Genomic DNA, 21015 nt, shown 5'->3' with positions numbered 1-21015 from the left:
CCGATGACCCTCACCGCGCCGGCCCCCGCCCCACCGATGGGCGGCATCGTCGCAGCCGGCGCGACCAGCACCGCCGGGGTCCTGGCCGCGCTGGACGTGTCGGCCGGCGGGCTGAGCAGCGCCGAGGCGCGACGCCGCGCCGTGTGGTGGGGGCCGAACGCGGTCGCCTCGCACCGCGCCCGCCTCCTCCCCGTCCTCTGGCACCAGCTGCGCTCGCCGCTGCTGGCGCTGCTGCTGACCGCCGCCCTCGCCTCCTACTTCGTCGGTGAGCGCAGCGACGCGGTCATCATCGGCGTCATCGTCGCGCTGTCGGTCGGCCTCGGCTTCGCCAACGAGTACCGGGCCGAGAAGGCCGCCGAGGCACTGCACGACCAGATCCGGCACGAGACCGTGGTGCAGCGCGACGGGCGGCCCACCCGCATCGACGTCACCGACCTCGTGCCGGGCGACATCGTCGACCTGCACCTGGGCGACATCGTCCCGGCCGACATCCGGCTGTTCTCGGTGACCGGGCTGCAGTGCGACGAGTCGGTGCTCACCGGCGAGTCGCTGCCGGTCGACAAGGGCACCGCGGCGACCCCGCCCGCGACGCCGCTGGGCGATCTCACCGGCTGCGCCCTGATGGGCACGATCGTGCGGGCCGGCAGCGGCACCGGCGCCGTCGTGTCCACCGGGCCGCGCACCGAGTTCGGCACCATCGCGGCCGGCCTGAGCACCCACCAGCTCGACACCGAGTTCCAGGTGGGGCTGCGCAAGTTCTCCATGCTGCTCGTCTGGGTCGCCGGCGCGCTGACGACGTCGATCTTCGTGACGAACGTCCTGCTGCACAAGCCGATCATGGACGCCCTGCTGTTCTCGCTGGCCATCGCCGTCGGCATCACCCCGCAGCTGCTGCCCGCCGTCGTGTCGACCAGCCTGGCCGCCGGATCGCGCCGGATGAGCCGGCGCCAGGTGCTCGTCAAGCGGCTCGTGTGCATCGAGGACCTCGGCAACGTCGATGTGCTGTTCACCGACAAGACCGGGACGCTCACGGTCGGGCGCATCGACTACATGCGGGCCGTGCCCGCCGGCCCCGACGTCGACCCGGCCACCGTGCGACGGCTCGGCCTGCTGGCCACCGAGAACGCCGCCGCCGACGGGCAGGCGGTCGGCGGCAACCCGCTCGACCAGGCCCTCTGGGACTCCCCGGCCACGCTCGACCAGCGGGCCGACCTGGCCGGCTCCACCCGGCTCGGGGTCGTCCCGTTCGACCACGACCGGATGATGGTGTCGGTGCTCGTGCGCGCCGCCGACGGCCGCCGCAGCATCGTCACCAAGGGTGCGCCCGAAGCCGTGCTGGACCGTTGCGTCGACGTGCCCGACGCCGCCCGCACCGCGCTCGCGGCCGAGTTCGCGGCCGGCAACCGGGTGGTCGCCGTCGCCACCCGCCCGGTCGACCGTGACCACGTGAGCGCGGCCGACGAGCACGACCTGCGCTTGGCCGGCTTCCTGGTGTTCCTCGACCCGCCGAAGCACGACGCCGCCGAGTCGCTGCGCCGCCTGGACGGCCTCGGCGTCGCGGTGAAGGTCGTCACCGGCGACAACGCGGCCGTCGCGGCGAAGGTGTGTCACGACCTCGGGCTGCCCGGCGACGGCGTACTGACCGGTGCCGAGGTGGACGCGCTCGACGACGCGGCCCTCGCCGCGGCGATCGACACCACCACCGTCTTCGCCCGGGTCAGCCCCGAGGGCAAGGCCCGCATAGTCCGCATCAAGCGGCGCGGCGGAGGTGGGGTCGCGTTCCTCGGCGACGGCGTCAACGACGCGCTGGCGCTGCACACGGCCGACGTCGGCATCTCGGTCGACTCCGGCACCGATGTCGCGAAGGACGCGGCCGACGTGATCCTGCTGAAGAAGAGCCTCGACGTGCTCGCCGACGGCGTCGCCGAGGGCCGGCGCATCTTCGCCAACACGATCAAGTACGTGCTGATGGGGACGTCCAGCAACTTCGGCAACATGTTCTCCGCCGCCGGGGCGTCGCTGTTCCTGTCGTTCCTGCCGATGCTGCCCAGCCAGATCCTGCTCAACAACATGCTCTACGGCTCGAGCCAGCTCGCGATCCCGACCGACAACGTCGACGAGGAGCAGCTGCACCGACCGTCGCACTGGGACATCGGCTTCATCCGTCGCTTCATGTTGCTGTTCGGGCCGCTCAGCTCGGTGTTCGACTTCCTGACCTTCGGCCTGATGATCACCGTGCTGCACGCGCATGCCACCGAGTTCCGCTCGGGCTGGTTCGTCGAGTCGCTGGCCACCCAGGTGCTGGTGATCTTCGCGATCCGCACCCACCGGGTGCCGTTCTTCCGCAGCCATCCGAGCCTGCCCATGACGCTGGCCGCCCTCGGCGTCGTCACCGTCGGCGCGGTGCTGCCGGCCACCCCCCTGGCCCACACGCTCGGCTTCACCGCGCTGCCCGGGACGTTCTTCGCCGCGCTCGCCGGGATGGTCGTCGCCTACCTCTGCCTCATCGAGGTCGCCAAGCGGTGGTTCTACCGCACGGCCACGGTCACCCGTGTCGGGCCGCGCCGGTACAGCCGCACCCGCCACCTCGTCCGACGGGCCGCCCGGTTCAGTACGGCCGAGCGCGCCGCCGCCCCGACGCGACGAGCGTGACGGCCACGCCGGCGAGCGCGTAGACGGCCAGCACGACCAGGTGGCCGCCGACGCCGCCGGCGCCGAAGTAGGCGATGCGGCGCACCGTGTCGGTGGCGGCACCGTTCGGCAGCGCGCCGCTGAGCGCCCGCCAGAACGGTGGCAGCAGCGCGGGCTGGTAGGCCCCGCCCGCCGACGGGTTGCCGAGCACCACGAACACGACGACCGTCAGCCCGATGCCGAGCACCCCGAAGATCACCTGGAACGCCATCGTCACCGCGGCCGCCCCGAAGACCACCAGCGTGCCGAGCGCCCAGAGCGCGACGAAGTGCCCGCACAGCGCACTGAGCCCGGGACCGACGACGAGCGCACCACCGAGGCCGGACAGCAGCGCGTAGGGCACGAGGGCGAGCAGCCGGATCACCGCTCGGCGCCGGTTCGCCGGGCGGGCGCCCTTCGCCGCGCCGAGCAGCGCCGCGACGAGGTAGCCGCCCACGATCCAGCCGATGACCAGGTAGAAACCGGTCAGCCCGCGGCCGTCGCCCGACTGCAGCGGCACGATGTCCTGGAGCTCGACGGTGCGGTGCTGCGCCGCCTCGACCGCCGTCAGCACCTGCTGCACCGCGGTGACGACCGACGTCCCGCCGCCGGAGGCGACGAGCACGGTGTCCTTCGTGCCTCCGGGATCGATGACGAGCGCCGCGCTCGTGTCGCCGGCGACCACCTGACGTCTCGCGGTGGCCGCGTCGCCGACCGCGACCGCCCGCAGCGGGGCGCCGGCGATGCCGTTGATCCGCCCGACCAGCGCACCCGACTGCTGGGCCGGCGCGACGACGGCCACCGGGATGCGATGAGGCTTCGGCGAGTGGAACGCGCCGACGTAGCTCAGCACGAAGCCGAGCTGGATCAGCAGCACACCGAGGATGAGCACGGTCGTGCGCGCCGACACGGCGTCGCGCACCTCGTCGCGGAACGACCGTGGTGGCTCCTCGACCTCCGGCGCCTCGTGCCTTCCGTGCTCAGGGGCAGCGTCGCTCATGCCGTAATAGTGGCGCAGCCCCGGCCGGTCTCAGGTGGTGGAGTGGATCCGGGTGTTGTGCATGACCACCTTGAGCGCGCCGGTGTCGGCGGGGGCCCCGAAGACGCGATACGCGTCCAGTACGTCGTCGAGGGCGAAGCGGTGCGTGACGAACGGCCGGGGGTCGACCTGGCCGGACTTCATCAGATCGAGCAGCGTCGGCGTCGACCAGGTGTCGACGAGACCGGTCGTGATCGTGACGTCCTTGATCCAGAGGTCTTCGAGGTGCAGCGTCGCCGGCGCGCCGTGCACCCCGACGTTGGCAACGTGACCGCCGGGGCGGACGAGCGTCGTGCACAGCTCGAACGTCGCAGGAGTGCCGACGGCCTCGATCGTGACGTCGGCGCCGAGGCCGTCGGTGACGGCCCGGACGGCCTCGACCGGATCCTGGAAGTCGGGATTGACGACGAGGTCGGCGCCGAACTGCTTCGCGGCGTCGAGGCGGCCGTCGGCGATGTCGATCACGACGATGCGTCCGGGGCTGTACAGCTTCGCGCTGAGCACGGCGGCGAGGCCGATCGGGCCGGCCCCGACGATGACCACCGTGTCGCCCGGGCGGATGCGGCCGTTGACCGCGCCGACCTCGTAGGCCGTCGGCATGATGTCGGCCAACATGAGCACGGCCTCGTCGTCGAGGTGGTCCGGGACGGCGTAGGTCGAGGTGTCGGCGAAGGGCACCCGCACGTACTCGGCCTGGGTGCCGTCGATCGTGTGGCCGAGGATCCAGCCGCCGCCACCGAGGCACTGGCCGTAGCGGTGCTCGCGACAGAAGCGGCAGCGCCCGCACGCGGTGATGCACGAGACGAGCACGCGGTCACCCGGCTTCACCGTGCTGACCGCCGACCCCACCGCCTCGACCGTGCCGACCGCCTCGTGGCCGAGGATGCGCCCTGCGCTCACCTCCGGGACGTCGCCCTTCCGGATGTGCAGGTCGGTGCCGCAGATGGTCACGCTGTCGACCCCTACGATCGCGTCGGTGGGGTCGATGATCCGCGGGTCCGGGACCTCTTCCCAGTCGAGGCGGTCCGGGCCGTGGTACACGAGCGCCTTCATGGCGCTCAGGCCTTCTGGTCGTGGTGGTGCGCGAGCATCTCGGCCTGGAAGCGGGCGGTGCGCTCGTCGCGGACCCGGTCGTGCTCCTTCAGCTCGGCGGCGCTGACAACGACGGCGTCCGGCCCGGGGAAGACGAGCGCCTCGTGGTCGTTGTCGGTCCAGCGCACCACATAGGGCGGCCGGCCGTCGTCCTGCACAGTACGGATCAGTCCGCGGCGCTCGGGTCGCGAGTCACTGGCGCTCTTCACGATCAACCAGTCGCCTTCGGTTGCGTGCACGGCGGTGCTCCTTCGGATCGGATCAGTGGATGGGTCGGATCGCTAGGCGGGGGGCAGGATCGAGGTGCGCACGTCGAACTCCATGGCGTCGACCACATCGACGACGCCGGGGATCCGGCCGGCCTCGTAGACGAGCCGGCGCGCGGTCAGCTCCTGCGTGACGTGCCCGTGCAGGGTCACGACGCCCTCGTCGACGGTAACGTGCACGTCGGAGCGACGGTGGTCCTCCGAGCGCAGCACATCCCGCTCGACGTCGCGGCGGATGTCGGCGTCGGGCCGCAGGAACAGGCGCACCAGGTCGGCCCGGGTCACCACTCCCTGCAGCACGTTCTCCCGGTCGACGACCGGCAGCGTGCGCACCCGGACGCGGGCCATGAGGCGGGCGGCCTTCGCGATCGTCGTCGTCGGCGTCACGGTGATGGCGGGCGCGGTCATCAGTTCCTTGGCCGTGCCGGCGTGCCGCTTGCGCTGGGCGTCGAGGTGCGACGCGAGCCGGTGCCCGGCCGGCACGGCCCGGCGGTCGGAGACGACGCGGGCCAGCAGGTCCGACGCCGTCACCATGCCGATCACGCGACGCTCGGCGTCGATGACCGGCACCCCGTTGATGCGGTTGCGCTCGAGCGCGCGGGCGACCTCCTTGAACGCGGCGTCCTCGTGGGCGCACACGACGCCGGCGGTCATCACGTCACCGACGGTCTGGGGCGGGAAGGCGTTGGCCGGCTTCGGGTGCTCGGGCTCGTCGGCCGAGACGGCGTTGAGGTAGCGCTCGAGCGCCGACTGGTAGAGCTCGGCGGTGGGTCCGGTGTGCTCGACCATCGACCGCGTCGCTTCGGCGCGGAGCTGGCCCTCGGACGGCGTGGCGGACGGTCTGGAGGTGGTCATGGCCGGCTCCTTCCGGGCAGGGGGTTCACCTCTGAGGGTCGTCCGTCCCCGACCCGCCCGGATCCGGCAAAGAGCCCGCACCGACCGGGTCGAACGTCTCGGTCCCTCCGGCGGCCGCCCGTGCCGATCGGCCGGACCCCCCGGGTCGTTCTCCCCTGCGGGTCGGCGTCGCCGCGGGCCGAGACTGGCCCTAGTCGCGCGGAAGGGGCAGTGTCATGACGACCGTCAGCCCGCACCGACCGGCTCGTCGCGCGCGCCACCGGCCGGCCCAGGTGCTCCTCGAGACCGTCCTGACCCTCACCGGGGCCGGCGCCGTGGTGGGTGGTCTGCTCCTCGCGGTGCGCCCCGACGGTTCGCTGCTCGCCGCCGACCCTCAGGTGCTTCGCGGCACGCCGTTCGACTCGTGGCGCGCGCCCGGGTTGCTGCTGACCACGCTCGTCGGGGCCGGCTTCCTCGGGACCGCCGCCGCGCTGCACCTCGGCCACCGTCACGCCCGCCGGCTGGCGATCGCCGCCGGCCTCGGACTCGTCGCCTTCGAGGCGGCCGAGTTCGGCTGGCTCGGCTTCCAGCCGCTGGAGCTGGTGTTCGCCGCGGTCGGCGGGCTCGTGGCCGTCCTCGCCACCGGATCGGAGGGCTCGTCATGACCGGACTGCACGAGACCCACAGCAGCGTCGTCGTCCTGCTCGGCGACCGGGCCTACAAGGTGAAGAAGCCGGTCGATCTCGGCTTCCTCGACTTCCGCACCCTGGCCGCCCGGCAGCGCGACTGCGCCCGCGAGCTCGAGCTCAACCGCCGGATCGCGCCCGACGTCTACCTCGACGTCGCCACGCTGGCCGCGTCGGACGGCACGACGCTCGAGCCGGTGCTCGTCATGCGTCGGATGCCCGAGGAACGCCGGCTCTCGACGCTCGTGGAGCAGGGCGCCGACGTCGACGACGCGGTGCGCGACGTGGCCCGGCTCGTGGCCGCCTTCCACACGCGCGCCGACCGCGGCCCGGAGATCGCCGAGGCCGGCGGCCGCGCCGCGCTGTGGCGGCGCTGGAACGCCAACCTCGACGAGACGCAGCGCTTCCGCGACGCCGTCCTGCCGGCCGCGACGCACGAGCGCATCCGGCGCCTCGCGCTGCGTTACGTCGACGGGCGCGGGCCGCTGCTCGCCGCCCGGGCCACCGCCGGGCTCACCGTCGACGGCCACGGCGACCTCACCGCGCAGGACATCTTCTGCCTGCCCGACGGCCCGCGGGTGCTCGACTGCCTCGAGTTCGACGACCGGCTGCGCCACGTCGACGTCATCGACGACGTCGCCTTCCTGGCGATGGAGTTCGAGCACCTCGGCCGCACCGATCTCGCGCAGCGCTTCCTCCGCTGGTACACCGAGTTCGACGCCGTCACCGCGGTCGGCTCGCTGCAGCACCACTACATCGCCTACCGGGCCTTCGTGCGGGCCAAGGTCGAGTGCCTGCGCGCCGAGCAGGGCGTGCGCGAAGCCGGTGCCGAGGCGGTGCGCTACGCCGCGCTCGCCCTGCGTCACCTCGAGGCCGGCGAGGTGCGTCTGGCCCTCGTGGGGGGCGCGCCGGGCAGCGGCAAGTCGACGCTCGCCGCCGCGCTGGCCGATCGCCTCGACGCGATGGTCATCAGCACCGACGACGTGCGGACGGAGTCGAGCGTCGAGGGCGGCGACCGGTACCGCACCGAGGCCAAGGACGCGACCTACCGCGAGGTGCTCGCCCGGACCCGGCGCGCGCTCGAGAACGGCGAATCGGTGATCGCCGACGCGACGTGGGGCGACACCGCCTGGCGCCGGGCCGCCGCCGAGGTCGCGAGCTCGACGTCGAGCGCGCTGATCGCACTGCACTGCACCGCGCCGGTCGACCTGGCGGCCCAGCGGGCGGACGAGCGGCAGCGCAGCGGAGCCGGCACGTCGGAGGCCGGCGCCGCGGTTGCGGTCGCCCTCGCCGTGCACCGGGACCCGTGGCCCGAGGCGGCCGTGATCGACACCTCCGGCCCGCCCGAGGCGTCATTGTCGGCGGCGCTCGACGCGGTCGGCGCGGCCGGCTGGTTCGCGGCGCAGGAGCGCGCCGGATGATCACGGGCATCCCGGGCGCCGCGGGCCGTTGGGCCCTGGGAGGCGATGTCCGGCACGGCGCACGCTTCGTCCGGGTCGCGCGACACGATGCCCGACATGATGCCCGCCCGTACTTCCTTCCCCCGAACCGACGGAGCCCACGATGACGACCACTGCGGCGACCTCGGCGATCGCCACCATCCTGCGTCGGGCGGCGCTGCGGGCGATGCGCGCGCCGTCGGTGCACAACACCCAGCCGTGGACGTTCACGCTCGGCAAGAACTCCCTCGAGATCCGGGCCGACCTCGGCCGACAGCTCTCGGTGCTCGACCCGAGGGGCCGGCAGCTGATCATGAGCTGCGGCTGCGCGCTGTTCAATGCGCGGGTGGCCATCGCCGCCGCCGGCTACGAGCCGGTCGTCGAGCGCTACCCCGACCCGGCGCATCCGGAGCTCGTGGCCCGGCTGACCGTCGGCGACGCCCGCGGCTGGCAGGCCATCGCCGCCCTCGACCTCGCGATCGACCAGCGCCGCACGAACCGTCGCGCGTTCGCGCCCGAACCCGTCCCGCCGTCGGTCGTCGGTGACCTCGTGCAGGCCGCCCGCGCCGAGGGCGCGATCCTCGTCCCGATCACGTCGGTCGAGCACCGGCTGGCGACGGCCCGGCTGAGCAAGCTCGCCGACCAGATCGAGCACGCCGACCCCGCCTACCGCGACGAACTGCGGGCCTGGACGACGGACGACCCGCGCCGGCGCGACGGCGTCCAGGCCGCGAGCGTCCCGTACGCGGGTACCGGCGCAGCGAGCGACGACCCCCTGCCGATCCGCGAGTTCGACGTCCGCGGCATGGGCTGGCTGCCGTCGTCGAGCCACTCCGACGTCGACCAGTGCCTGCTGCTGCTGTGCTCGATCCAGGACTCCGCGCCGTCGTGGCTGCGCGCCGGCGAGGCGCTCGAGCACCTGTGGCTCGAGCTCACCCGGCAGGGCTACTGGGCCACCCCGCTGGCCCAGGTGGTCGAGGTGGGCGCGACCCACGAGGAACTGCGGGCCGAACTGGACCTCGACGTGCACCCCGAGATCCTGTTGCGCGTCGGTCGGGCACCCGACACGGTGCGCACGCAACGCCGACACCCCATGGACATCATCTTCGAGCCGTAGCGACCAGTTCGACCATAGGGTAGGCCGATGGTCCCTGTGCCTTCCGATCACGCTCCGCGATCGTTGACGCCATGACCCGCCGCCCGCCGACCCCCGAGCAGACGACATGAGCACCTTCGAACTCGATCACGACGACGTCGACGCGCTGCGCTCGGACGGCGGGATCGTGCATCTGCGCGATCTCGGCCCGGCCGACCTCGAGCTCCTGCACGACCTGCACTCGCGCGCGTCGGACCGCTCGATCTACTTCCGCTACTTCAGCGAGAACCGGGCCGGCGCGGAGAACTACCTGCCCCGACTGGCCGCGGCCCCCGGGCGTGACCACCACGCCATCGGCGCGCTCTCCCGCGGGCGGCTGCTCGGCGTCGGCGTCTTCGAGCGGGTCGATCCGCACGCCGCCGAGTTCGCGCTGCTCGTCGCCGACGACGCACAGCACGCCGGCATCGGCACGCTGCTGCTCGAACACCTCGTCGCGGCCGCCCGCGCCGTCGGCATCCAGCGCTTCGTCGGCGAGGTGCTGACGGAGAACAACCTGATGCTCGAGGTCGTGCGCGACCTCGGCCTGGTGATCAGCCGGACCAGCGAGCAGGGCTCGACCCACATCGAGTTCTCCCTCGAACCGGCCGATCGCGTCGTCGCGGCGATCGAGGAGCGCGAACGCACCGCGGACGTCGCGAGCCTCGACCCGATCCTGCGGCCCCGGACGGTCGCCGTCGTCGGCGCGGGCCGCCGCAGCGGCTCGGTCGGTCACGAGGTGCTGCGCAACATCCTCGAGGCCGGCTTCACCGGCACCGTGTACGCGGTGAACCCGAAGCACAGCTCGGTGCTCGGCGTGCCGTGCGTCCACTCGGTCGAGGAGTTGCCCGAGCCGGTCGATCTCGTCGTCCTCGCCATCCCGGGCGAGCACGTGCCGGCGGTGCTGCGCGCCGCGGGCGAACGCGGGTGCCGCGGGGCGGTCATCCTGGGAGCCGGCTTCGGCGAGGCCGGGGCGGCCGGCATCGAGCGGCAGAACGAGGCCCTCGCCGTGGCCCGCGGCTACGGCCTGCGCCTCGTCGGTCCGAACTGCATCGGCCTGCTCAACACCGATCCCGACATCCGGCTCGACGCCACGTTCGCCGTGCTGTCGCGCCGCCCCGGCCGCCTCGCCCTGCTCGCGCAGTCGGGCGCCTTCGGCGTCGCGCTGCTCACCGCGGCCGACCAGCTCGGCCTCGGGGTCTCGCAGTTCGTGTCGATCGGCAACAAGGCCGACGTCGGCGGCAACGACCTGCTGCTGTCCTGGTACGACGACCCGCGCACCCGCGTCATCGGCATGTACCTCGAATCCATCGGCGACCCGCGGCGCTTCGCCCGCATCGCGCGCCGGGTCTCGCGGCGCAAGCCGATCCTGGCCGTGAAGTCGGGCCGCACCGACGCCGGCCGGCGCGCCGGGGCCTCGCACACCGCCGCCGCCGCCTCGCCCGAGGTCGCGATCGACGCCCTGTTCCGCGGCAGCGGCGTGCTGCGGCTGCGCACGATGGGTCAGCTGCTCGACGCCGCGCGGGTGCTCACCGACCAGCCGCTGCCGGTCGGGCCACGGCTCGCGATCGTCGGCAACTCCGGCGGCCCCGAGATCCTCGCCGCCGACGCGGCCGCCGACGCCGGGCTCCTCGTCGAACCGTTCGACGAGGAGACGACGACGGCGCTGCGCGCGGCCGGACTGCCGACCCAGAACCCGATCGACCTCGGCGCGGCGGCCCAGCCGGAGACCGTCGACCAGGTGCTGCGCATCCTGCTCGCGTCGCGGTCGGTCGACATGGTGCTGAGCGTGTTCACCGGCATCGCCGTCACCGATGCGGCCGACATCCGGGACGCCGTGGTGGCGGCCGCGGCGACGGCCGACAAGACGACCGTGGCGGTCGAGGTGGGCGCCCCCGAGGTCACCGTCCCGGTGCCGGGTCGCCCGTGGTCGCTGCCGTTCTTCACCTTCCCCGAACCGGCCGCGAGCGCGCTCGGCGTCGCCGTCGAGTACGCCCGGCTGCGGGCCCGGCCGGAATGGACCCCGGCCCGCCCGGCCGATGTCGATCGCGCCGCCGCGCGCGAGCTCGTCCGGGTCGCCGTCGCCAGTGGCGCGGGCTGGCTCACCCCCGAGCAGGTCGACCGGCTGCTGCACCACTACGGCATCACCACCTGCCCGCAGCGTCTCGTCGCCGACGCCGATTCCGCCGTCGCGGCGGCGTCCGAGTTCGGCTATCCGGTCGCCCTCAAGCTGGGCGAGGCCGGGCTGCACAAGAGCGACATCGGTGGCGTGCGACTCGGCCTGGCCGACGAGGCCGCCGTCCGCGCGGCCGTCGCCGAGCTCAACGTGATCCGCGGCGGCTCGACGGAAACCCTGCTGCTGCAGGCGATGCAGGCCCCCGGCACCGAACTGATCGTCGGCGCCGTCCACGACGCGCAGTTCGGCCCGCTCGTCATGCTCGGCGCCGGCGGCGTGCTCACCGAGGTGCTCGGGGACCGGCGCTTCGCCCTGGCTCCGGTCTCGGAGGCCGACGCCGACGACCTCATCTCGAGCCTGCGGTCGTCGCGGCTGCTCGACGGCTACCGCGGCGCTCCCGCCGCCTCGCGAACCGCCGTGCGCGACGTCGTGATCCGGGTCGCCGCGCTGGTCGAGGACCTCCCCCAGATCGCCGAACTCGACCTCAACCCCGTTGTCTGCCGCGGCGACGAGGTCGTCGCCGTCGATGCCCGCATCCGGGTCGCGCTGCCGCCCTACCACCCCGATCCGCTCGTGCGGCAGCTGCGCGCCCCGCGCGCCCGGTGAGTCGGCCCGGCGGCTGACCGGGGTCCGCGTTCCAGGACCCGGCGAGCCGTTCGACCCTGATCCGCCCACTCGCACCTGCCGCACCATGGGGGTGGAATCGAGGTGCGCCATGACCACCGGACATCGGCTGCCGCCCACCACGTCCGCGCCCCGCAGTGCCACCCCGTGGCTCGGACGGGCCTGGACCGCGGTCGCCCTCGTGCCCGTCTTCTTCCTCATCGCCTTCGCGGTCGGCGAGATCATGTACGCCGTGCTGGGCTACCAGCCCGAGAACGCCGACGCGCCCACGTGGGCCGTCGTCGTCGCGCTCGGGCCCACACTCGTGGTCGCCCTGACCCCGTGCCTCGCCGCCATGCTCTTCGGCCACCGCGCCACCCGCGCCGGCGACCGCCGGGGTCTCGTGCCGCTCGCCCTGGGCGCCATCGCCGGCACCGCGATCCTCGTCCTCACCGTCGTCTCCGAGGTCGGCGACGCGATCCGCCGATGACGCCCGGCGCGACACCGGACGCGCAGCGGCAGTTCCGCGGCGCGTCGTGCCGCAGGCGGTTCGGCCGTCATCCGCGGCGACGGCAGGTTCGGCACGCCGGTCACCCCTGCGCGAGCGCGCGCAGGGACTCGAGCTGGGCCGGGGTGCCGACGGCGATAAGGATCGTGCGCTCGTCGAGCCGGACGTCCGGACGCGGGTCGGGCAGGAAGTCGGCCCGGCTGCCGGCGCGCAGCGCGAGGATCGCCGCGCCGGTGCGAGCGGCGATCGCGGCCTCGCCGACGGTGCGTCCGCACAGCGTCGACGCCGCCGCGATCTCGACCTGCTCGATGTCGTAGTCGACCGTCTCGTCGTGCATGACGACGTCGAGGAACTCGGCGACGTGCGGCTGCATCGCGAACGCGGCCATGCGGCGCCCCCCGATGAGCTGCGGGTTGACGACACGATCGGCGCCGGCGCGCAGCAGCTTCGCGGTCGACTCCTCCGAGCGGGCCCGCGCGATGATCACCAGGTCGGGCCGCAGGGCCCGGGCCGAGAGCACGACGTAGACGTTGTCGGCATCGGTGTCGAGCGCGGCCACCAGCGCCCGCGCGTTCATGACGCCGGCCTTGCGGAGCACCTCGTCGTCGCTGATGTCGCCGAGCACGGAGGGGAGGCCGATGTCGGCCAGCCGCACCGGGTCGCGGTCGACGACGACCACGCCCTGCCCGGCGCCGGCGAGATGCCCGGCACACGCGCGACCGACCCGGCCCCAGCCGCAGATGATCACGTGCGCGCGCATGCGCGATATCGCCCGGTCCATGCGTCGTGCCTCCAGGTGATGCATGAGATGGCCCTCGACGATCGCCTCGAGGGCCACGCCGAACGTGTAGAGCGCCGTACCGACCCCAGCGAGGACGAGCACGATCGTGAAGACCTTGCCGACCGATGACAGCGGCTGGACCTCGCGGAAGCCGACCGTCGTCACCGTGGTGACGGTCTGGTAGACCGCGTCCAGCACGCCGAAGCCGAGGATCACGTAGCCGACGGACCCGCCGACGATGACGGCGAACAGCAGCGCCACCGCCACCTGCAGCCGTCGCACGATCTCCGAGCCGTCGCGGCGCCGTCGCGACGACCCGCCGCCCCCAGGACGGGCCCAGAACGTCATGACCCGACCCGCCCGGCGGCGCGGACGCCCGGCCCGTCGGTCCCGTGCCTTCCCGGGTCGCCGCCGGGCGCGCCGCGACGATCGTCCCTGTGCCGGCGGCGGTCCACGGGCGGACCCTAGTGGTTGCCCGGCCGTGCCGTCTCGGGGTGCGGTCGGCCGATCGTGATGCAGCCGCCACCGAGGAGGTACCCGTGTTCGCAGATCGGCTCGACGCCGGACACCGGCTCGCGCGCGAGCTCGATGCCCTGCGCGGTCGCGATGTCGTCGTGCTCGGGCTGCCCTGCGGCGGGGTGCCGGTGGCCGCCGCCGTGGCGGAGGCCCTCGACGCGCCGCTCGACGTCGTCGTCGTACGCAAGCTGGGGTTGCCGACGCAGCCCGAGCTGGCGATGGGGGCGATCGCCGAGGGCGGATTGCGACTGGTCGACACCGAGCTCACCGAACGCATGGGCATCGACGACGCCGAGCTGGGACGGATCGAGCGGCGCGAGCGCGCGGTGCTCGACGCCCGCGCCGCCCGGTTGCGGCACGGCCGCCGGTCCGTCCCCCTCGCCGGCCGGGTGGCGGTGATCGTCGACGACGGCATGGCGACGGGCTCGAGCGTGCGCGTGGCGTGTGCCGCCGTCCGGCTCCTGCGCGCGGCCCGCGTCGATGTCGCGGTGCCGGTGGCGCCGGCCCTCACCGTCCGCGAGCTCACCGAGGCCGACGCCGTCGTGTGCGTGTCGATCCCGCAGCGCTTCGTCGCGGTCGGGCGCCACTACCTCGATTTCGCGCCGGTCGGCGAGGACGAGGTGATCGAACTGCTCGACGCCGCGGCCCGGCGGATCGGGAACGGACACTCGCTGAGCGGCCGCGCCCGCTGAATCACACGAGGTGGAACAGGCTCGCCAGACCACCGAGTTCGAGCACGCGCTGCGTCGCAGCGGGCACGGCGCGCAGCTGCAGGCTCTTGCCGCAGCGGGCCGCGCGGTCGTGCAGCTCGACCCACAGGCCTAGCCCGCTCGAGTCGAGGAAGCGGAGCGCGCGCAGGTCGAGCACGATGACACTCACGGTGCGGTCGTCCAGTGCGACGTCGGCGGCGGCACGCAGCTGCGCGAGCGTGGCGAAGTCGAGTTCACCCTCGAGCGCGAGAACCGCGGTGTCCGCGTCCCGCTCGCTCGTCACGCAGAAGTCGGCCACGCCGTAACTCTGGCACACCTGGCTGAACGCCGCCGAGCCGCCGTGGCCTCAGCCCGGCGCACGCCGCAGCGTCAATGCGGTGACGTCGTCCTCGCCGCCGTCGAGCCCCACCTGCGTGACCAGGCGGTCGAGCGCGCCCGGACCCGGCGACCGGGCCAGACCCGACGCCGCCTCGGCGAGGCGGGCCAGCCCGGTGTCGATCGACTCGTCGCGCCGCTCGACCAGGCCGTCGGTGAACAGCAGCACGACGTCGTCGGCCGCCACCCGGCACTCGGTGACGACACGATCGTCGCCGCCGACCCCGAGCGGGCGCTGCGGCACGCTCGTGATCCACCGGGTACTGCCGTCGATGCCCACGACGAGCGGACGGTGGTGCCCGGCATTCACGAGCCGCACCCGCCCGTCCGGACCGATGACGCCGTACAGCAGCGAGACGAGCCGGGCGATGCCGAGGTTGGCGAACATCGCATCCATCCTCGTCATCACCTGCGACGGCTCCGGATCGATGCTGAGGTAGGCCCGCAGCGCCGCCCGCATCTGGGCCATCGCGGCGGCCGCGACGAGGCCGTGGCCCATCACGTCGCCCACGAAGAAGGCCAGCCCGCCCTCGGGCGTGGGCACCGCGTCGTAGAAGTCGCCACCGACCTCGGCCTGCCCGCCCGGGCGGTAGTGGACCGCGATCTGCCAGCCCGGCACGTCGTCGAGGCTCTCGGGCAGCACCGCCCGGCCGAGCTGGACGGCGACGTCCTGCGCCGCGTTGTGCAGCTGGGCGTTGTCCATCGACACCGCGGCCCGCCGGGCCAGATCCTCGGCCAGCGCGAGATCGGCCGGCCCGAACCGCTCTCCGGCCTCGCCGCGGATCAGGGTGATCACGCCCAGGATCCGGCCGCGGGCCGCCAGCGGCACGATCACCGCGCTGCGCAGGTGCAGCTCGCGCGAGAGCCGCAGGTGTTCCTCGTCGCGCGCACCGGCCACGAGCATCTCGTCGGGAATGTCTGCGTACAGCTCGCTGCGACCGGTGCGGAACACATTGTGCGCGCCCGCCGGGGCGTCGGGATCGCCCGGGTAGCGCCGCTCGAGCTCCCAGGCCCACTCGACCTTGGCCGGGTCGGCGTGCGCGACCGCGACGGTGGTGAGCGCGCCGTCGCGCACGACCTGCACCGCGCACCACTCGGCCAGGTCGGGCACGGCGAGGCGGGCGATGCGGCCGAGGGTCTCGGTGGGGTCGAGGCTGCTCGCCAGCTCGGCCGACGCGTCGGCCAGGAAGGCCAGCTGCCGGGCTTGCTGGGTCGCCTCGGCGGTGGCCCGGATGCGCCGGATCGCCTGACCGCAGGCCTCGGCGAAGGTGGTGAGGAATGCCAGCTCGCGGCGCCCGGGGAGCCAGCCGTCCTCGAAGGTCAGGCCGATGGCACCGACGTTGTGCGGCCCGGCGCCCAGCGGCAGGTTGACCAGCGAGCGCCCCTGCGGCATCTGACCCCGCAGCGACGGGTACCGGCGCTCGATCTCGGCGACGTCGTCGAGCAGGATCACCCGGCCCTCGCGCGCGGCCTCGCTGGCCGGGTTCGCGTGCTCGATGCCGAACGAGCCCCACATCTCGGTGATGCCGCGCTGCAGGCCGTGGCCGGCGATCATCTCCAGCCGGTCGCCGCTGCGCACCATCAAGGTGGCCACCGCGGCCCGGATCGCCTCGGCGAAGTGACCGACCGCGGCCTCGGCGACCTCGGCCAGGGTCTCGGCCCAGCCGAGCTCGGTCGTCACCTCGGCGAGCTGGTGCAGCCGGTGCGCGACGTCGTCGTCGGGCGCGGAGAAGCCCGAACGGGGCGACTCGGGTTCCCAGGCGCTGCGCGACACGGCGACATGATGTCATCGCCGGCGTAGTCGCGTCGTGTGGCCCGGGCGCGCGCGTCAGCGGCCGGTCGGATTGGTGCGCAGCGTGCGCACCTCCGAACGGCGGACCCGCACGCGTCCCGCCTCGAGCGCGACCTCGAGCGCGGGCTGCGGTCGCGTGGCCGGGCCGGACACGACGGCGCCGTCGCGCAGGGCGAACACGCTGTCGTGCCACGGACAGGTGACGCAGCCGTTCTCCACCACGCCCTCGTGCAGCGGCGCACCGCGGTGTGTGCAGCGGTCGGCGAGGGCGACGACCTCGCCCTCGACCCGGGCGAGCAGCACCGGCACCCCGTCGGCGTCCACCTCCAGCGCGGTGTCGGCCGGGACGTCGGCCTCGGCCGCGACGTCGAGCCATTCGCCGGGCAGCTGCTGGAAGGCGGTGGTGTCGACGCCGACGCCCATCGCGTAGGCCAGGTGGCCGCCGAGCCATCCCCCCACCGCGGTGAGCGCCATCGCCGTGGCCGAGAGCGCGACGCCCCGGCCGCGCTTCCCGCGGCGGCGGGCGAACCAACTGGCCGTCTGCAACCCGAGGGCGAGGTCGACGCTGAGCGCGTGGACGAGCCCCACGCGACGCTCGGCGCCGGTCGTCGTGGTCCAGTCACTGACCCCGGTGAGGGCGGTCGGCAGCGCGGTGAGGATGCCGAGACCGACCGCAGCGGAAGCGGCGCGGTCGTCGGCGCCGGTCGCGTCCAGCATCAGACCGGTCGTCCAGGCGCCGATGGGCAGGGTGACGAGCACCGGATGCGCCGGATGCCCCAGCGGGGTGCCGCTGAGGGCGTCCTCGACGACGCCGGGCTTGATCACCTTGCCGGCCAGACCGACGGCAGCGTCGGCGGGCCGGTCGAGGGCGGTCGCGGATTCGACGCGCTGGACGAGGCGTTCGAGGATGCGGGAGGAGACCATGCGGCGCTCCTACCCGACCGCCTCCGGGCACAAACGATCGTCCGCGGTTAGCGCCGCCGCATGCCGGGCAGGATCCCGTCGACGCCGCAGGCCGGATTGTGGTTATTGTCGAGTCCAGGAGGTGGCCGTGGATCTGGGCAAGAAGTTCCTGGGCTGGCCGGTGGTGCGGCAGCTGACCGGCGGCGATCCCATGGGACGCGGCCCCGCGGTGCAGTCCGCGCACACGGCTTCGCTCACCCCCCGGACCAGGACGGCCGACCGCGTCGTCCAGAGCGTCTGCCCCTACTGCGCCGTCGGCTGCGGCCAGCGCGTGTTCGTCAAGGACGAGAAGGTCGTCCAGATCGAGGGCGACCCCGACTCCCCCGTCTCGCGCGGTCGGCTGTGCCCCAAGGGATCGGCGAGCGAGCAGCTGGTCAACAGCCCCGGCCGCCAGACCGCGATGCTCTACCGGCGCCCCTACGCCACCGAGTGGGAGAGCCTCGACCTCGAGACCGCGACGGACATGATCGTCGAGCGCATCCTCGACACCCGGGCCCGCACCTGGCAGGACCGCGACGACCAGGGCCGGATCGTGCGCCGCACCCTCGGCATCGCCGGGCTGGGCGGCGCCACGCTCGACAACGAAGAGAACTACCTGATCAAGAAGCTGTTCACGGCGATGGGCGCGATCCAGATCGAGAACCAGGCGCGTATTTGACACAGCGCCACCGTCCCCGGTCTGGGGACCTCGTTCGGTCGTGGCGGCGCCACGACGTTCCTGCAGGACCTCGCCAATTCCGACTGTATCGTCATCCAGGGCTCGAACATGGCCGAGTGCCACCCTGTCGGGTTCCAGTGGGTTATGGAGGCGAAGCGGCGCGGCGCGAAGGTCATCCACATCGACCCGCGCTTCACCCGCACCTCGGCGGTCGCTGACCAGCACGTGCCACTGCGGGCCGGCAGCGACATCGCTTTCCTCGGCGGGATCGTGAACTACATCCTCGGCAACGAGAAGTACTTCCACGACTACGTCGTCGCCTACACGAACGCCGCGACGATCCTGCGGGACGACTTCGTCGACGTCGACGACCTCGACGGCGTCTTCTCCGGCTACGACCCCGAGACCGGCACCTACGACACGTCGTCCTGGCAGTACGAGGGCGTCACCGAGCCCTCGGCCGCGGGCCAACGCGAGAAGCCCGGCTCCGAGTCGCAGGGCGAGGGCGAGAAGTCCCGCACCGAGCGCGGGGCCGCCTACGAGGTCGGTGGGCACGGCGCCTCGTTGCACCACGCCGAGGTCGAGCGGGACGAGACGCTGCAGGACCCGCGCTGCGTGTTCCAGGTGCTGAAGAAGCACTACGCCCGCTACACGCCGGAGATGGTGGCCGAGGTCTGCGGTGTGCCGGTCGAGCAGTTCCAGGCGGTGTGCGAAGCGGTCACCGCCAACAGCGGCCGCGAGCGCACGACCGCGTGGGTCTACTCGGTGGGCTGGACGCACCACACCGTCGGCGCGCAGTACATCCGCGGCTCGGCGATCATCCAGCTGCTGCTCGGCAACATGGGTCGCCCCGGCGGCGGCATCATGGCCCTGCGCGGGCACGCCAGCATCCAGGGCTCGACCGACATCCCCACGCTGTTCAACCTGCTGCCCGGCTACCTGCCGATGCCCAAGGTCGGCGAGCACGACACCCTCGACGACTACGTCGACACGATCACCAGCAAGGCCCAGAAGGGGTTCTGGGCCGAGGCCCGCAAGTTCACCGTCAGCCTGCTGAAGTCCTACTGGGGCGACGCCGCGACGGCCGAGAACGACTACTGCTTCGACTACCTTCCGAGGCTGACCGGCGATCACGGCACGTACCAGACCGTCATGAAGATGCTGGACGACGAGGTCGAGGGCTACTTCCTGCTCGGCCAGAACCCGGCCGTGGGCTCGGCGCACGGCAAGATGCAGCGTCTCGGCATGTCGCACCTCAAGTGGCTGGTGGTGCGTGACCTCAACCTGATCGAGTCGGCGACGTTCTGGAAGGACGGCCCGGAGATCGCCACCGGCGAGCTCACGACCACCGACATCGCCACCGAGGTGTTCTTCTTCCCGGCCGCTTCCCACGTCGAGAAGGAAGGCTCCTTCACCCAGACCCAGCGCATGCTGCAGTGGCATCGCAAGGCGATCGAGCCGCCGGGCGACTGCCGCAGCGAGCTGCAGTTCTTCGTCCAGCTCGGCCTCAAGCTGCGCGAGCGGCTGGCCGGGTCGACCGAGGAGCGCGACCGTCCGCTGCTCGACCTCACCTGGGACTACGAGGTCGACGCGCAGGGCGAGCCGTCGGCCGAGGCGGTGCTGCGCGAGATCAACGGGCGACACCTGCGCGGCGACAAGGCCGGCCAACTGCTCGGCACCTACCTCGAGATGGCCGACGACGGCTCGACCGACGGCGGCTGTTGGATCTATACGGGCGTCTTCGCCGACAACGTCAACCAGGCCGACCGCCGCGAGCCCGGTCAGGACCAGTCCTGGGTCGCACCCGACTGGGGCTGGGCCTGGCCGGCCAACCGACGCATCCTCTACAACCGCGCCTCGGCCGACCCCGACGGCAAGCCGTGGAGCGAGCGCAAGGCCTACGTCTGGTGGGACGACGAGGCGAAGAAGTGGACGGGCCACGACGTCCCCGACTTCGAGGGCACCAAGCCGCCCGGCTACCGCCCGGAGCGCGGCACCGGCGGCGTCGCCGGGATCTCGGGCGACGACCCGTTCGTGATGCAGGCCGACGGCAAGGGCTGGCTCTACGTACCGACCGGGTTGCTCGACGGCCCCATGCCGGCGCACTACGAGCCGAGCGAGTCGCCGGTGCGCAACGCCTTCTACCGGCAGCAGGCCAACCCGGCGCGCCAGGTCTACCCGCGTCAGGACAACCTGCAGAACCCCTCGCCGCCGGAGGCGCACTCGTCCGTCTTCCCGTACGTGTTCACGACCTACCGGTTGACCGAGCACCACACCGCGGGCGGCATGAGCCGCTGGCTGCCCTATCTGTCGGAGTTGCAGCCCGAGTTCTTCTGCGAGATCTCCCCGGAGCTCGCCCGCGAGCGCGGCCTGGAGCACCTGGGCTGGGCCACGATCGTCACCGCGCGCACGGCGATCGAGGCCCGGGTGCTGGTCACCGACCGCATGGTGCCGCTGCGGGTCGGCGGCCGAGTGATCCACCAGGTCGGCCTGCCCTACCACTGGGGCGTCGGCAGCAACGCGCTGGTCACGGGCGACTCGGCCAACGACCTGTTCGGTGTCACCCTCGACCCCAACGTGCACATCCAGGAGTCGAAGGTCGCGTCGTGCGACATCCGGCCCGGCCGCCGCCCGACCGGCCCGGCCCTGCTGCGCTACGTCGAGGAGTACCGGCGCCGCGCGGGCAGCACGATCGAGACCGGCAACACGCAACGCACCCCCTTGGAGAACTCGTGAGCGACGCTTGCGGAGCGAACAACGGGCACAGAAGTCCTT

At 73.1% G+C, this 21015-nt stretch carries 15 protein-coding genes and 3 pseudogenes; 8 read left to right on the top strand and 10 right to left on the bottom strand.

Annotated elements, in window-relative coordinates:
* The first annotated feature begins 3 nt into the window (after positions 1 to 3).
* Positions 4 to 2652: a magnesium-translocating P-type ATPase gene (gene mgtA / locus VGN18_RS06080; RefSeq protein ID WP_327538761.1), complete on the top strand. Its 2649-nt coding sequence runs from the start codon at positions 4 to 6 to the stop codon at positions 2650 to 2652.
* Here mgtA and VGN18_RS06075 read toward each other — a convergent pair.
* The 4 genes from VGN18_RS06075 to VGN18_RS06060 are packed head-to-tail and all read right to left on the bottom strand — an operon-like array spanning position 2609 to position 5922.
* Entirely contained in the window at positions 2609 to 3670 is a 1062-nt protein-coding gene (locus VGN18_RS06075) for a hypothetical protein (RefSeq protein ID WP_327538760.1), read from the bottom strand. The two genes, mgtA and VGN18_RS06075, sit on opposite strands and share 44 nt — an antisense overlap.
* Positions 3671 to 3700: 30 nt before the next feature.
* Positions 3701 to 4762, bottom strand: coding sequence for a zinc-dependent alcohol dehydrogenase family protein (locus tag VGN18_RS06070; protein ID WP_327538759.1), 1062 nt, complete (start codon positions 4760 to 4762; stop codon positions 3701 to 3703).
* A 5-nt stretch (positions 4763 to 4767) separates the two neighbouring features.
* Positions 4768 to 5040 (bottom strand): DUF1918 domain-containing protein, encoded by a 273-nt coding sequence (locus tag VGN18_RS06065; protein WP_327538758.1) that lies wholly within the window; start codon positions 5038 to 5040, stop codon positions 4768 to 4770.
* Between the two features lie 42 nt (positions 5041 to 5082).
* Positions 5083 to 5922, bottom strand: a complete 840-nt coding sequence (locus VGN18_RS06060) for a CBS domain-containing protein (protein WP_327538757.1) — start codon at positions 5920 to 5922, stop codon at positions 5083 to 5085.
* 215 nt (positions 5923 to 6137) lie between these two features.
* Between VGN18_RS06060 and VGN18_RS06055 the strand changes: the two genes are divergently transcribed.
* The 5 genes from VGN18_RS06055 to VGN18_RS06035 all read left to right on the top strand — a co-directional run bounded on the left by VGN18_RS06055 (position 6138) and on the right by VGN18_RS06035 (position 12427).
* Positions 6138 to 6566 (top strand): hypothetical protein, encoded by a 429-nt coding sequence (locus tag VGN18_RS06055; RefSeq protein ID WP_327538756.1) that lies wholly within the window; start codon positions 6138 to 6140, stop codon positions 6564 to 6566.
* Positions 6563 to 8008, top strand: coding sequence for an AAA family ATPase (locus VGN18_RS06050; RefSeq protein WP_327538755.1), 1446 nt, complete (start codon positions 6563 to 6565; stop codon positions 8006 to 8008). Before VGN18_RS06055 ends, VGN18_RS06050 begins: the two co-directional genes overlap by 4 nt.
* Before the next feature lie 142 nt (positions 8009 to 8150).
* A complete protein-coding gene (locus VGN18_RS06045; protein ID WP_327538754.1) occupies positions 8151 to 9143 on the top strand; it encodes an Acg family FMN-binding oxidoreductase in 993 nt (330 codons plus the stop codon).
* 106 nt (positions 9144 to 9249) lie between these two features.
* Positions 9250 to 11940, top strand: coding sequence for a GNAT family N-acetyltransferase (locus tag VGN18_RS06040; RefSeq protein ID WP_327538753.1), 2691 nt, complete (start codon positions 9250 to 9252; stop codon positions 11938 to 11940).
* 109 nt (positions 11941 to 12049) lie between these two features.
* Positions 12050 to 12427, top strand: a complete 378-nt coding sequence (locus VGN18_RS06035; RefSeq protein ID WP_327538752.1) for a hypothetical protein — start codon at positions 12050 to 12052, stop codon at positions 12425 to 12427.
* 100 nt (positions 12428 to 12527) lie between these two features.
* Here the strand turns inward: VGN18_RS06035 and VGN18_RS06030 are convergent, their stop codons facing one another.
* Positions 12528 to 13574, bottom strand: coding sequence for a potassium channel family protein (locus VGN18_RS06030; protein ID WP_327538751.1), 1047 nt, complete (start codon positions 13572 to 13574; stop codon positions 12528 to 12530).
* 191 nt (positions 13575 to 13765) lie between these two features.
* On the opposite strand from VGN18_RS06030, the gene VGN18_RS06025 reads away from it, so the two are divergent.
* Positions 13766 to 14434, top strand: a complete 669-nt coding sequence (locus VGN18_RS06025; protein WP_327538750.1) for a phosphoribosyltransferase — start codon at positions 13766 to 13768, stop codon at positions 14432 to 14434.
* A gap of 1 nt (position 14435) precedes the next feature.
* Here the strand turns inward: VGN18_RS06025 and VGN18_RS06020 are convergent, their stop codons facing one another.
* The 5 genes and pseudogenes from VGN18_RS06020 to VGN18_RS06010 all read right to left on the bottom strand — a co-directional run bounded on the left by VGN18_RS06020 (position 14436) and on the right by VGN18_RS06010 (position 17543).
* Complete coding sequence (locus tag VGN18_RS06020; RefSeq protein ID WP_327538749.1) at positions 14436 to 14750, bottom strand: STAS domain-containing protein; 315 nt, start codon at positions 14748 to 14750, stop codon at positions 14436 to 14438.
* Between the two features lie 48 nt (positions 14751 to 14798).
* A pseudogene (locus VGN18_RS21185) lies at positions 14799 to 15350 on the bottom strand (PP2C family protein-serine/threonine phosphatase); the annotation flags it as partial.
* 183 nt (positions 15351 to 15533) lie between these two features.
* Positions 15534 to 16061 (bottom strand): annotated as a pseudogene (locus tag VGN18_RS21180) (GAF domain-containing protein); the annotation flags it as partial.
* 18 nt (positions 16062 to 16079) lie between these two features.
* Positions 16080 to 16508 (bottom strand): annotated as a pseudogene (locus VGN18_RS21175) (GAF domain-containing protein); the annotation flags it as partial.
* A gap of 147 nt (positions 16509 to 16655) precedes the next feature.
* A complete protein-coding gene (locus tag VGN18_RS06010) occupies positions 16656 to 17543 on the bottom strand; it encodes a Rieske 2Fe-2S domain-containing protein (protein ID WP_327538747.1) in 888 nt (295 codons plus the stop codon).
* A gap of 127 nt (positions 17544 to 17670) precedes the next feature.
* Between VGN18_RS06010 and fdh the strand changes: the two genes are divergently transcribed.
* Positions 17671 to 20976 (top strand): formate dehydrogenase, encoded by a 3306-nt coding sequence (gene fdh, locus VGN18_RS06005; protein WP_414655018.1) that lies wholly within the window; start codon positions 17671 to 17673, stop codon positions 20974 to 20976.
* Positions 20977 to 21015: the final 39 nt, after the last annotated feature.

It is taken from the genome of Jatrophihabitans sp., assembly GCF_036000465.1.
Classification (GTDB): Bacteria; Actinomycetota; Actinomycetes; order Mycobacteriales; family Jatrophihabitantaceae; genus Jatrophihabitans.
This window is presented reverse-complemented; position numbering and strand designations above follow the sequence as displayed.

Bases quoted from the DNA above. Each gene is read 5' to 3' on its own strand.
- mgtA (WP_327538761.1), top strand. From the start codon at position 4: ATGACCCTCACCGCGCCGGCCCCCGCCCCACCGATGGGCGGCATCGTC.
- VGN18_RS06075 (WP_327538760.1), bottom strand. From the start codon at position 3,670: ATGAGCGACGCTGCCCCTGAGCACGGAAGGCACGAGGCGCCGGAGGTC.
- VGN18_RS06070 (WP_327538759.1), bottom strand. From the start codon at position 4,762: ATGAAGGCGCTCGTGTACCACGGCCCGGACCGCCTCGACTGGGAAGAG.
- VGN18_RS06060 (WP_327538757.1), bottom strand. From the start codon at position 5,922: ATGACCACCTCCAGACCGTCCGCCACGCCGTCCGAGGGCCAGCTCCGC.
- VGN18_RS06055 (WP_327538756.1), top strand. From the start codon at position 6,138: ATGACGACCGTCAGCCCGCACCGACCGGCTCGTCGCGCGCGCCACCGG.
- VGN18_RS06050 (WP_327538755.1), top strand. From the start codon at position 6,563: ATGACCGGACTGCACGAGACCCACAGCAGCGTCGTCGTCCTGCTCGGC.
- VGN18_RS06045 (WP_327538754.1), top strand. From the start codon at position 8,151: ATGACGACCACTGCGGCGACCTCGGCGATCGCCACCATCCTGCGTCGG.
- VGN18_RS06040 (WP_327538753.1), top strand. From the start codon at position 9,250: ATGAGCACCTTCGAACTCGATCACGACGACGTCGACGCGCTGCGCTCG.
- VGN18_RS06035 (WP_327538752.1), top strand. From the start codon at position 12,050: ATGACCACCGGACATCGGCTGCCGCCCACCACGTCCGCGCCCCGCAGT.
- VGN18_RS06030 (WP_327538751.1), bottom strand. From the start codon at position 13,574: ATGACGTTCTGGGCCCGTCCTGGGGGCGGCGGGTCGTCGCGACGGCGC.
- VGN18_RS06010 (WP_327538747.1), bottom strand. From the start codon at position 17,543: ATGGTCTCCTCCCGCATCCTCGAACGCCTCGTCCAGCGCGTCGAATCC.